Consider the following 12,002-nt stretch of genomic DNA (forward strand, 5'->3'; position numbering starts at 1 on the left):
TGAAATCCGCACGCCAAATCTGCGCGGTCAGGCGGGGCGGTGGGTGGCGGCGGCGCGGGCGACCTCGGCGTAGATGCCGGTGAGCAGGGTCAGGGTGCGGGTGGCCTCTTCCAGCCTTGCGGCGAAGCCGGGCAGGTCGGCGATGGCGCGGATCAGCAGGCGGCGGCGCAGGGTGCCGAAATCGTCGGTGACCTTGCGGCCGAGGTCGGTGACCTGGTAGCTGACGCCGGAGCGGCCGGCCCCCTGGCGTGCGACCAGCCCGGCGGCCAGCAGCTTGCGCAGCGAATACTGGATGTTCGGCACGTCGTCGCGGTTGGTCAGGCGGGCAAGATCCTTCATCGACTTTGGCCGCTCGTTCATGCGGATGATGTGCAGCAGCGCGTTTTCCGGCCCGGTGGCCGCAAGGTCGCACACCGAGGCGAGGCATTCGGACTGCCAGCGGCCGAATCCCTCGAAGGCGCGCATCAGGGCGAATTCAAGTTCGGTCGCGTCGATCTCGGTCGGGCTTTGCGCCAGATGCCAGCGGCGTTCGAGGCCGGGCTGATCGGGATTGCTTTGAGTTTCAAGGGTCTTGTCCGGCATGGCAGGCTCCGCTTTCAGGGGTGCAGGATTGCCCGTGAAACCCGTTGACGCAACGTGATTTTACGATAGAGTTTCAAGCATAAAATAAATCCAGAACAGGGAATGCACCATGACACAGAACCCGATGCTTTCGGGCGACCACTTCTTGCTGGGCACTTTTTCGTCGAACTGCTCTTCGGGCATGACGGTGACCAAGGTGCCGGAACGCTGGGTCAACAGCTGGGAAAACAACCTGGCGCTGGCAAGGCTGCTGGATGATGCGGGCATCGACTTCATGCTGCCGATCGCGCGCTGGATCGGCTATGGCGGCGAAACCGATTTCCACGGCGGCGTGCTGGAGACGATGACCTGGGCGGCCGGCCTGCTGGCCAATACCAAGAACATCGCGGTGTTCGCCACCATCCACACGGCGGCGAACAACCCGGTGGTGGTTGCCAAGCAGATTGCCACCATCGACCAGATCGGTCAGGGGCGGGCCGGGCTGAACATCGTGGCGGGCTGGAACAAGCCCGAATACGAGGCGCTGGGCCTGACGCTGCCGGATGACCACGAGACGCGCTATGGCTATGCGCAGGAATGGTTTGACGTGATCCGCAAGCTCTGGACCTCGGACGAGCATTTCGACTGGGACGGCAAGTTCTTCCATCTGAAAGGGGTGAAGGGCGATCCGAAACCGCTGCGCGGGGCCGTGCCGATCATCAACGCCGCGGGGTCGCCGCAGGGGCGCGAGTTTGCCACCGACAACGCGAATTTCCTGTTCACCCCGGCCATTGATCTGTCCCGTTCAGTGACCGAGATTGCCGATCTGAAGGCGCAGGGTGCCGCCAAGGGACGCAAGGTCGATGTTCTGACCTTCAGCCATGTGATCTGCCGGCCCAGCGAGGCCGAGGCGCGGGCCTGGCTGGAATACACCGCCAAGACCAATGCCGACTGGGCGGCGGTGGACAATCTGGTGCGGTTGCAGTTCGCCCATGCCCACAGCTTTCCGCATGACCTGCTGGCGCAGATCCGCGATCTGATGGCGGCGGGGCATGGCGGATTTCCGTTGATCGGCACGCCGGAACAGGTGGCCGACGGCATCTGCGCGCTGCATGGCGCGGGCTTCAAGGGCACGACGCTGTCGTTTGTCGATTACGTCAAGGAGTTCCCGTATTTCCGCGACACGGTGCTGCCGATCCTGAAGGCGCGCGGCATCCGCTGAAGGGTTGATGATGGCTGGGGGCGGCGCGGATGGGCGCCGCCCTTTGACGTTTCAGGCAAAGCTGCGGATGGTTTGCAGCGCACCTTCCAGCGCCTTGCCGTCTTCGTCCTTCAACGCCGCTTCGCGCAGGCGGCGGGCCCAGTCGGCGGCGTCGGGGCGCGATTGCACCAGCGTGATGCCGTGCAGCACCCGGTCGAACTTCGAGGTGCCGCGGCTGTGGGTGTCGGAGTAGCCCTTGATCAGGCGGCGGCAGCGGATGATCTCGGTCGCGAGGTCGGGGTTCGGGCAGGCAAGCGCGGTGGCAAGCCACTGGTCGAGGTGCTGCATTTCCTGCGCATGGCGCAGGGTGCGGCGGCGGTAGCCCCGCAGGCCGCCCAGCGCGTAGAGCGCAAGGAACGCGGGCAGGCTGTCGCTGCGCAGGTGGCGCCCTTTGCTGAACCAGCGGTCGAGCCGGGCCATCCATTTCTGGCTGGCGGCAACGCGCGCGCCGAGGCGGGCGGGCAGGAGGCCCGCGAGTTCCTCGGCGCGGGGGTGCATGAATTCGGTCAGTTGCAGCAGGGTGGCGGGGGTCACGCCCATTTCGGCCTTGATGCGGGTGAAGCGGCTGGCGCGGGTTTTCAGGTCGGCCACGCGGATCACGTCGTCGTAAGCCATGGCGTTGGCGATGTATTTCGCGGCCTCGGCCGTCAGGGTATGGGGGGCGGTGTCGCGCGCCAGCACGGTTTGCAGGCGGTTCAGGTAGTCGGCACCATAGGCCGCGTCCTGAAAGTCGACCACCTTGCGCAGGCCGGGGCGGGCGAGGGCTGCGACGGCAGGGGGCAGGGCTTCGACGCGGGCCAGCAGGGCCTGCCAGTCTTGCAGCAGGGCGGCGGGGCCATGGATGGTTGGCGGGATGCGGGCGGGTTTGACGGCGGTGGCCGGGGGTGAAGTGGTGGCGTCGCAGGCAGCGTTGAAGGCGCGCAGGCTGGGCTCGACGCCCTTGCCGCCGGCCCGGATGGCGGCCTCGAACGCGGCTCGGGGGAAGGGCAGCGCGCCCGATCCTGCCAGCGCGCCGAACAGGCTGGCCGAGATGACCGAGCCGTTGCGCAGCGCCAGATCCTCCATGTCGAACAGGATCAGGCGGCGGGCGGCGATTTCGGCGGCGGCGGCGACTTCGGCGGCGTTGGCGATGCCGTCGCCGGGGACCATCTTCTCGGACACCGCAAGGGCGCGGTGGGTGGAGGCGATCAGGGTGGTGCGGTCTGGGGTCACGAAGCCGCGCAGGATGGCGCGGCCCGCCTCCATCATCTCGGCGGCGATCAGGATGTCGACATCGCCCGCGGCGGGCGAAAGGGCAAAGACCGGCGTGGCGGGGCCGGTCGGGGCCATCTCGATGTAGTAGATCGTGGCGCCGGTGCGCTGGGCCACCCCGGCGACCGAGGTCGCCTGCGCGGTGTAGCCGTTGGCGCGGGCCAGATCCTCGATCCAGCCGGTCAGCACGCCGCCACCCTGACCGCCGACCGCCATCACCGCCAGCTTGAGGATCCGGGAAAGGCGGGCGTCGGGGGTCTGCGGGGCGAGGGTGTCGTGAACGGTCATTCGGAAACCTCGGCAAAGGACAGGCGGCGTTGCTGGCGGCGGGTTTGCAGCCAGCCGATCAGGCGGGCTCGGAAGGTGGCGAGGCGGCGTTCCAGCGAGGTCGGGTTGTGGACCACGTCGGCCTGATAGAAGCTGGGGCAGAGGATGGCGGCATCGGCCACCTCGCCGCAGTTGCCGCAGCCGACGCAGGACTGGTCGATGCCGGCCACGGGGTCGTCGCGCAGCGGGTCATCCAGCCGCTTGAGCGACAGCGAGGGGCAGCCCGACAGGCGGATGCAGGCGTGGTCGCCCGTGCAGATGTCATCATCGACGCCGAAGCGCGGGGTTTCGATGCGGCGGCCCTGCCGGATCGCCTGCGCGCGCAGGGGTTTTTCGCGGCGCTGCCTGTTCAGCATACATTCGGACGAGGCAACGATGACCTTCGGCCCCCTGGTGGGGGTGGTCAGCGCCTCGCGCAGCACGTTGCGCATGTGGGTCACGTCATAGGTGCGGTCGATCTGGCGGACCCATTTCACGCCGATGCCCTGAAGGGCGCGGGAAATCGGGTTGCCGGTGGCTTTGGTGACGTTCCCGGCGCGGGACGACGGTATGTCCTGACCGCCGGTGGCGGCGGAATAGTAGTTGTCGACGATCACCGCGACGGAGTCGGACTTGTTGAACACCATGTTGCCGATCGAGGATGTCAGGCCGTTGTGCCAGAACCCGCCATCGCCAAGGATCGACAGCGCCCGCTTGTCGCCGCCCCCGTCGAAGGCTGCGTTGGAGGCCGGGCCGAGGCCGTAGCCCATGGTGGAACCGCCGATCTCGAACGGCGGCAGGGTGGCGAACAGGTGGCAGCCGATGTCGGCGGTGATCTGGTGCAGGCCCAGTTCCTTTTCCACCAGCTTCAGCGCGGCGAAGATCGGGCGTTCGGGGCAGCCGGTGCAGAAGCCGGGCGGGCGGATCGGCACGGTTTTCGACAGGTCGGGAATCTGCGGCGCATCGGCGTTGGGGGCGCGGACCTGCCCGGGCAGCAGATGCGGCGCGGTCTTGCGCAGGAAGGCGGTGACGCCATCGAGCAGCACGGCGCCGGTGTATTCGCCGGCCATCGGCAGCAGGTTCTTGCCGTGCAGCCTTACGCCCGACCCGGCGCGGTAGAGCATGGTGCTCAGCCCCTGTTCGATGAACTCGGGCTGGCCTTCCTCGACCACCAGAACGGCGTCTTTCCCGTCGCAGAACTCCAGGAACTCTGTCGCCAGCAGCGGATAGGTCACGTTCAGGACGTAGAGCGGAATCTGGCTGGTGCCGTCGAGATCGGCCAGCCCCAGCCGTTGCAGCGCGCGGATCACGGCGTTGTACATGCCGCCCTGCAACACGATGCCGACCGGTCCGCCGGTTCCGAAACGTTCGTTCAGCCTGTGCTCCAATATGAACCGCTCGGCGGCAGGCCAGCGGGTTTTCACCTTGTCCTGCTCATGCGCGAAGGACATCGGCGGCAGCACGACGCGCGCAAAATCGCGGCGCGGGGCGGCGAGGGCCTCGCGCACCGTCAGCGGCGGGCGCCGGTTGGCGCGGGTCTGGAAAGACCCGGTGACATGGCAGGACCGGATGCGGACCATCAGCATGACGGGCGTGTTGGTCGCCTCGGACAGCGCGAAGCCGTCGCCCACAGCCTTGACGATCGAGGTCAGGTTGGGGCGGGGGTCAAGCAGCCAGAACTGCGATTTCATCGCGAAGGCGTGGCTGCGCTCCTGCATGATCGAGGAGCCTTCGCCGTAATCCTCGCCCACGATCACCAGCGCGCCGCCGGTCACGCCCGACGAGGCGAGGTTTGCCAGCGCATCCGAGGCGACATTGACCCCGACCGAGCCCTTGAACGTCACTGCCCCGCGGATCGGGTAATGCACCGAGGCCGCCAGCATCGCGGCGGCGGCGGCTTCGGATGCGTTCGCCTCGAACCGGACGCCGAGTTCGGCCAGCAGCTCTTCGGCATCGGCCAGCACGTCCATCAGGTGGCTGATCGGCGCGCCCTGATAGCCGCCGACATAGCCCACGCCGTTTTCCAGCAGCGCCTTGGTGATGGCAAGGATGCCTTCGCCGGTGAAGGTGTCGCCCTCGCCCAGCCGCAGGTGTTCGACCTCTGCCTTGAATGACCGCTCGGCCATGAGAACCCCTCAGAAATCGTGTTTGCGGATATTTGTCAGCATCTTGTGCAGGGTGGCGACGAAGGCCTGGCGTTCGGCTTCGGGGATGCCGCGGAACATGCGGGCATAGCTTTCCGCCATGCGCGGCCAGAGGCTGTCGAAGGCGGCGCGCCCGGACTCGGTCAGGTAGACCCGGGTGGCGCGGCTGTCGCCCGCGTCGGTTTCGCGGCGGATCAGGCTTTCGGCGGCAAGCTGGTCGAGCGCGCGCGACAGGGTGGATTGTTCGACCACGGCGTAGACCGCCAGTTCGCGGATCAGCGGGCCGTCGATCACCGAAAGCACCGCCAGCGCCCGCATCTTGGGCGTGGAAAGGCCCAGCGCGGCCATTTCGCTGCGCAGCGAGGCGTTGTAGCGGCCCATGATGCGGTTCATCAGGTAAGGCGCGAAACCGTTCAGCCCGATTTCGCCCAGTTTAGGCAGGGCGGGTTCGGTCTTGGCCGGTTCGGTCATGCGCCTATCCTTTTCGCGGCAAGGCGAAGCGCCGCCGGGACTGACGCGTCGAGTCCCGGCCCGATGGGGATGTGACCGATCATCAGGCAGCCCCGCGCGACGATGTGATCGTGGCTGTCAGGTCCGACATCTGCGAAACCACATCCCCGATCACTGTTACCGAATAGACGAGGGTGAAGATGTGCAGCGGGCCGGGTGGCCGGATGCCCATGGTCGCCACCCAGGTTTCGCGTTCGCGCACCGTGGAGGAACAGCTTGCACCGAGGCAGGTGAAGCCATCGGCGGCGAGGGTTGCAAGAGCCTGATCCCGCGTCATGCCGCGCAAATGCACCAGAGCCGCCGCCCGCAACTGGTCTTCGGCCCGATCATACCGCACGCCGCCGGGGAACATCCCGCTCGGGTCGGGTTGGCGCACAACAGACTGCAATGCCAGGATTCGGCTGTGCGTGTTCGATCCGGGCAGCGCCACCATCCCGTCATTGCATCCTGCGACGGTGAGGCCGACGCAGATTGCAAGCGGTGCAGCGTGCCATGACGTGGTGCGGCGCATGGCGTCAGCCCTTCGGCACCAGCGCCAGAGCGCGGATCGGGCTGCCGGTGCCGCGGACGATCTTCAGCGGCGCGGCGATCAGGATCGCACCCTTGGCGGGCAGCTTGTCGAGGTTGGCGAGGCTGGCGAGGCCGTAGCGGTTGGCCTTGTGCAGCAGGTTGTGCGCCGGGTAGGGCGGGGTCATGCCGCCGGCCTGGCCCGCATCGGTGCCGATGCACTGGTTGCCCCAGCCGACTATGCCCTTGCCCAGCAGGTATTCGATGCAATCCACGGTCGGGCCGGGCGAATGCGGGCCGGTTGCGTCGGCGTTCAGATAGAGCGCCTCGTCATGCGCCCGCGCATCCCAGTCGGACCGAAGCACCACCCATTCGCCGGCGTTGATCGCGCCATGTTCGGCCTCCCACGCCTGCACCCTCTCGGCGGTCAGCAGGAAGTCGGGGTTGGCGGAAACCTCGGCGGAACAGTCGATCACGTTCACCGGCGCGACGAGGCGCTGCATCGGGATCGTGTCGGTGTAGCCGTCGGCATAGTCCTTGCCGGTGATCCAGTGGTGCGGCGCGTCGAAATGGGTGCCGGAATGTTCGCCCAGCTTCAGCCAGTTCCACGCCCAGAACGGGCCGTCCTGATCGTATTCGCTGATGCGGTGAATCTCGATCTTCGGCGTGTCTTTCGCGAAATCGGGCGGCAGTTTCAGCAGCGGCGTGTCGGGGCCAAGTGTGCCCGAGCAATCCACCACCTCGATGGTGCCCGACAGCAGCATGGCGCCAAGGTCTTGCAGAATGTTCGCAGAGGTCATGTCCGTCTCCCTGAACCTGCGGGTCTGATGCCCGCCCTTCGATGGATCATGCTAGGCAGATTTGAATGCATTTGCAAATATCATTGAGGGCCGGCGAGGGATGCCGGATGCGATCCTGATCGGGGCGGGGCACAATGCGCTGGGGGCATCGCTGCATCTGGCTGCGAAGGGCTGGCGGGTCTGCGTGCTGGAACAGGCGGCGGAACCGGGCGGGGCGGTCAGGGCCGGGGAAGACACGCTGCCGGGGTTTCGCCAACCTGTCGCTGTGCGCCGGATCGACGGTTTTCAAGGGATATGGCGCGGGAATGGCGGCGCAGGTCTGGCCTTTGCCCCGGTGGCCGATTGTCATGCCGGCGTTTCCCCGATGGGCGCTGGCTGGGGGGCTCGACCGATGCGGGCCTGACGACGGGGCGGATTGCCGGGGTTTCGGCGCGGGATTCGGAAACCCTGGGGCGGTTGCCGTCGGCGTTTCCGGCCGAGGCGCGGCATCTGTTCGGGCTTATGGGAAACCCCATGACATTGCGTGCATTCGCATCCGTTTCGCGGAGGCTCCAGCGCGCCAGGAGAAGTGACGGGCGGCGGCTGACGGCGGGCCATGCGGTGATTGCGAGCGTGGTGCCGGGCGAGAAGGGCTGGTGTGCGAACACGGGCTGACGCTGGCTTTCATCAGCCACGACCTGTCGGTTATCCGGCGGTTGTGCAGCCTGATCATGGTGCTGCATCGGGGCCGGATCGTCGGGGATACCCCGGCGGCGCAGGTGTTCGACGCCCAGCAGGCGAATCGCACGCGGCAGTTGCTGGCGGCGATTCCGCTGCCCGACCCGGCGCAGATCGGGGACTGAGACCAGGAGGCGGGCCGGAAAAACCGCTAAAATCAGAGGGGTTAAGCCAGTGTTCACCCCGATGCGCTACCTCTGGCCGTGGGTGTATGGAATGGGTGTGTGATGGCAGGGCAGTCGAATGCCGCGCCAGTCATCATCAAGCGGAAGAAGATCATTCAGGGCGGCGGGCACCACGGTGGGGCGTGGAAAGTGGCCTATGCCGACTTCGTGACGGCCATGATGGCCTTCTTCATGTTGATGTGGCTGTTGAACGCGACAACGGAAAAGCAGCGCAAGGGGCTGGCGGATTACTTCAATCCGACCATTCCGGTGAACAGGGCCTCGGGGGGCGGCGACGGGGCGTTTGGCGGCGATTCCGTGTTTTCGGAAGACACGATGGCGCAGAACGGCACCGGGGCGTCGTCGCAAAACCCGACGCCCGAGCGCGAGGCGCGGGGCGACATCGAAAAAGTGGCGGGCACCGAAGGGAATGCCGCCGAAAAGCAGATGCGCGAGATCGAAAAGGTGCTGACATCGCATGGCGGCGAAAGCATGACGATGGAACGCGCGCTGCGCCACATCATCACCAAGGTCACGGACGAGGGGCTGGTGATCGAGATATTCGATCTGCCGGATGTGCCGCTGTTTGTCGGATCGACAGCGGAGCCGACCCCGATCCTGACCGACATCGCGAAGGTGCTGGCCGAGGTTTTGGCGCTTTCCACCAACGGGTTGGCGGTGAACGGCCATGTGCGGGCCTACCCGATAATGCTGATCGACAACCCGGTGTGGGCGCTTTCTGCCGCACGGGCGCAGGCGATGCGCGACATGGTCGGGGCGGCGGGCCTGCCCGCGCCGCGGGTGCAGCGCATCAGCGGCCATGCCGACCGCAAGCCGGTGACCGCCGACCCGATGGCGGTGCGCAACAACCGGGTGGAAATCGTGCTGTTGCGAAGGGACCGGTGACGGAAGGGAAATCGCAGGGCGATCCGGAAAAATCTCGTCCGTTATGCCGATCTTAAGGTGGTGCGCGCAGTTTCGGCTCTGACCCAGAGTCGACGCAACAGAAAGGCGCACCCCGATGACGATCTCTTCCTCGCTCAATGCCGGGGTGGCAGGGCTCAGTGCCAATGCCACCCGGCTCGCCACGATTTCCGACAACATCGCCAACTCGGCCACCTATGGCTACAAGCGGGCATCGACGAGCTTTTCTTCGTTGGTGAACCAGGGTCGCAGCAATACCAACTATGCGGCCGGCGGCGTGCGGGTGGCGAGCATGCGCCTGATCGACGAACGCGGGCCGCTGATCGCCTCTGCCAACCCGACCGACATCGCGATCGACGGGCGCGGCTTTCTGCCGGTGACCACCATCGGCGCGATCAACGGGTCGGACGGCAACTATCCGGTCACGCTGGCCACGACCGGGTCTTTCCGCCCGGATGCCGAGGGCCTGCTGCGCACGCAGTCGGGCCATGTTCTGATGGGCTGGCCCGCGAATGCCGATGGCACCATCCCCCGCTATCCGCGCGACACCATGGCCGCGCTGGAGCCTGTGCGGATGCGGTCTGACCAATACATCAGCAACCCGACCACGGCGGTGACGCTGGGGGTCAACCTGCCCGCCACCGCGACGATCGCCGGGGCGACCACCGGGCCGTTCGACCTGTCGGTCGAGTATTTCGGCAATCTCGGCACGTCGGAATCGCTCGACATCACCTTCACTCCGGCCGTGCCCGCCAACGGCGCGTCGAATACCTGGACGATGGTGGTCCGCGATTCCGCGTCGGGCGATGCCATCGTCGGCGAATACACGCTGGTGTTCGACGATTCGCAGGAAAACGGCGGCAAGCTGGCATCGGTGACGATGGTTTCGGGCGGCGCCTACGATCCCCTGACGGGCGAGGTGGAACTGGCGCTGGCCGGCGGGCCGCTGGCCCTGACGGTCGGCAAGCCGGGCGAGCCGAACGGCATCACCCAGCTTTCCAGCACCTTTGCCCCGGTTTCCGTCACCAAGAACGGCTCGCCCGTGGCCAGCCTGACCTCGGTCGAGATCGACGAGAACGGGATGCTCCATGCGATCTACGATCAGGGGTTCTCGCGGCCGATCTACCAGATTCCGCTGGTCGACGTGCCCAACCCGAACGGCCTGACCGCGCTGTCGAACCAGACCTACGCGATTTCTCCTGCAAGCGGCACGTTCTACCTGTGGGATGCGGGCGACGGGCCGACCGGCACCACCGTGGGCTTTTCGCGCGAGGACAGTTCGACCGATGTCGCGGCCGAGCTGACCCAGCTGATCCAGACGCAACGCGCCTATTCCTCCAACGCCAAGGTCATCCAGACCGTGGACGAGATGTTGCAGGAAACCACCAACATCAAACGCTGAGGCGGTTAGATCATGAGCATCTCGTCTTCTCTATCCAATGCGCTGACGGGCCTGTCGGCAGCGTCCCGCGCGGCGGGGCTGGTCTCGAGCAACGTCGCCAACGCGCTGACCGAAGGCTATGCCCGGCGCGAGCTGCAACTGGGGGCGCGGCCGGGGCAGGGGGTCACCATCATCGGTGTGACGCGGATGGTCGATCAGGCGCTTCTGTCGGACCGGCGGACCGCCGAGGCCGGCGCCAGCAACCGGGATCTGCGCGCGGCCTTTCTTGGCCGCCTGGAGACCGTGCTCGGCTCGCCCGACTCTGCGGGGTCGCTGGGTGCGCGGATCGCAACTTTCGATGCGGCCCTGATCGCCGCGACCAGCCGACCGGACAGCGAAGCCCGGCTGTCGGACGTGCTGAACTCCGCCCGCGCCATCACCACGCAATTCCGCGCCGCAGCGGACGAGATCCAGTCCGCCCGGCTTTCGGCCGACCATCGGATTGCGGGCGACGTGACGCTGGTCAACGACTCGCTGGCCCGGATTGCCGAGATGAACGGCCAGATCCGGGTTCAGATGAGCCAGGGCCGCGACACCTCGGGCCTGCTGGATCAGCGCCAGCAACTGGTTGACCGGATCGCGGAGGTGATGCCGCTGCGCGAGATCGACAGGGGCAACGGCCAGATCGCCCTGTTCAGCACCGGCGGCGCGGTGCTGCTGGACGGCAAGCCGTCGAAGTTCGGCTTTGCGCCGGTCGGAACGCTGACGCCGCAGATGACCAATGGCAGCGGCCTGTCCGGCCTGACGCTGAACGGCAAACCGCTGGCCACCGCCGGGTCGGGCAGTCTGGTCGCGGGCGGCAGTCTGGCCGCGAATTTCGCGATTCGCGACGAACTTGCCCCCCAGGCGCAGACCCGGCTGGATGCCGTGGCGCGCGACCTGGTCGAACGCATGGCCGACCCGGCGGTGGATGGCACGCTGGCCGCGGGGGCGGCAGGGCTTTTCACCGACGCAGGTGCGCCTTTCGCAGCCGCAAACGAGGTCGGGCTGGCACAGCGGCTGTCGCTGAACGCGCTGGCCGATCCCGAACAGGGCGGCGCGCTGTGGCGGCTGCGCGACGGGCTCGGGGCGGCGGCACCGGGGCCGACGGGCGATTCGGCCCTGCTTGGCCGGATGCAGGCAGCGCTGGCCGCCCCCCGGCAGACGGTTTCCGGTGGCTTCATGGCCGCGTCGCGCAGCATGTCGGCGCTGGCATCCGACCTCTTGTCCGGCGTGGCGTCGGCCCGGTTGGCGGCAGATGCCGAATCGAGTTTTGCCACCGCCAGATCCGAGGCGCTGAAGGTGATGGAACTGGAAAACGGTGTCGATACCGACCAGGAAATGCAGAAGCTTCTGCAGATCGAACAGGCCTATGCAGCAAATGCAAAAGTCGTCCAGACGGTGGACGACCTTCTCCAGACCTTGATCGGGTTGTAG

12 protein-coding genes are annotated in these 12,002 nt (G+C 66.9%); 6 read left to right on the plus strand and 6 right to left on the minus strand.

What is annotated here, in order from left to right; all coding sequences use genetic code 11:
• Nucleotides 1-27: 27 nt before the first annotated feature.
• Entirely contained in the window at nucleotides 28-582 is a 555-nt protein-coding gene (locus RNZ50_23580; GenBank protein MDT8857956.1) for a winged helix DNA-binding protein, read from the minus strand.
• A 109-nt stretch (nucleotides 583-691) separates the two neighbouring features.
• On the opposite strand from RNZ50_23580, the gene RNZ50_23585 reads away from it, so the two are divergent.
• The gene (locus tag RNZ50_23585) at nucleotides 692-1,783 is read left to right on the plus strand and encodes an LLM class flavin-dependent oxidoreductase (GenBank protein ID MDT8857957.1); all 1,092 of its coding nucleotides are present in this window, start codon (nucleotides 692-694) and stop codon (nucleotides 1,781-1,783) included.
• 51 nt (nucleotides 1,784-1,834) lie between these two features.
• On the opposite strand, the gene RNZ50_23590 is transcribed toward RNZ50_23585, so the two are convergent.
• From RNZ50_23590 to RNZ50_23610, 5 genes are all read right to left on the minus strand, one after another.
• The gene (locus RNZ50_23590) at nucleotides 1,835-3,361 is read right to left on the minus strand and encodes an indolepyruvate oxidoreductase subunit beta family protein (protein ID MDT8857958.1); all 1,527 of its coding nucleotides are present in this window, start codon (nucleotides 3,359-3,361) and stop codon (nucleotides 1,835-1,837) included.
• Complete coding sequence (locus RNZ50_23595; protein MDT8857959.1) at nucleotides 3,358-5,505, minus strand: indolepyruvate ferredoxin oxidoreductase subunit alpha; 2,148 nt, start codon at nucleotides 5,503-5,505, stop codon at nucleotides 3,358-3,360. The genes RNZ50_23590 and RNZ50_23595 overlap by 4 nt, the downstream gene beginning before the upstream one ends.
• Nucleotides 5,506-5,514: 9 nt before the next feature.
• On the minus strand, nucleotides 5,515-5,994 hold the full coding sequence (locus RNZ50_23600; GenBank protein ID MDT8857960.1) for a MarR family transcriptional regulator: 480 nt from the start codon (nucleotides 5,992-5,994) through the stop codon (nucleotides 5,515-5,517).
• Nucleotides 5,995-6,076: 82 nt separating this feature from the next.
• Nucleotides 6,077-6,544, minus strand: a complete 468-nt coding sequence (locus RNZ50_23605; GenBank protein ID MDT8857961.1) for a hypothetical protein — start codon at nucleotides 6,542-6,544, stop codon at nucleotides 6,077-6,079.
• Nucleotides 6,545-6,548: 4 nt separating this feature from the next.
• Complete coding sequence (locus tag RNZ50_23610) at nucleotides 6,549-7,340, minus strand: cyclase family protein (protein ID MDT8857962.1); 792 nt, start codon at nucleotides 7,338-7,340, stop codon at nucleotides 6,549-6,551.
• A gap of 100 nt (nucleotides 7,341-7,440) precedes the next feature.
• Here RNZ50_23610 and RNZ50_23615 point away from each other — a divergent pair, with 100 nt between their 5' ends.
• The 5 genes from RNZ50_23615 (at nucleotide 7,441) to flgK (ending at nucleotide 12,002) form a co-directional block, all read left to right on the plus strand.
• On the plus strand, nucleotides 7,441-7,743 hold the full coding sequence (locus RNZ50_23615; protein ID MDT8857963.1) for a hypothetical protein: 303 nt from the start codon (nucleotides 7,441-7,443) through the stop codon (nucleotides 7,741-7,743).
• 232 nt (nucleotides 7,744-7,975) lie between these two features.
• A complete protein-coding gene (locus tag RNZ50_23620; GenBank protein ID MDT8857964.1) occupies nucleotides 7,976-8,182 on the plus strand; it encodes a peptide transporter in 207 nt (68 codons plus the stop codon).
• A 102-nt stretch (nucleotides 8,183-8,284) separates the two neighbouring features.
• Nucleotides 8,285-9,127, plus strand: a complete 843-nt coding sequence (locus tag RNZ50_23625) for a flagellar motor protein MotB (GenBank protein ID MDT8857965.1) — start codon at nucleotides 8,285-8,287, stop codon at nucleotides 9,125-9,127.
• Nucleotides 9,128-9,242: 115 nt separating this feature from the next.
• Nucleotides 9,243-10,547, plus strand: a complete 1,305-nt coding sequence (locus RNZ50_23630) for a flagellar hook-basal body complex protein (protein MDT8857966.1) — start codon at nucleotides 9,243-9,245, stop codon at nucleotides 10,545-10,547.
• Between the two features lie 12 nt (nucleotides 10,548-10,559).
• Complete coding sequence (gene flgK / locus RNZ50_23635) at nucleotides 10,560-12,002, plus strand: flagellar hook-associated protein FlgK (GenBank protein MDT8857967.1); 1,443 nt, start codon at nucleotides 10,560-10,562, stop codon at nucleotides 12,000-12,002.

The organism is Paracoccaceae bacterium Fryx2 (assembly GCA_032334235.1).
Classification (GTDB): domain Bacteria; phylum Pseudomonadota; class Alphaproteobacteria; order Rhodobacterales; family Rhodobacteraceae; genus JAVSGI01.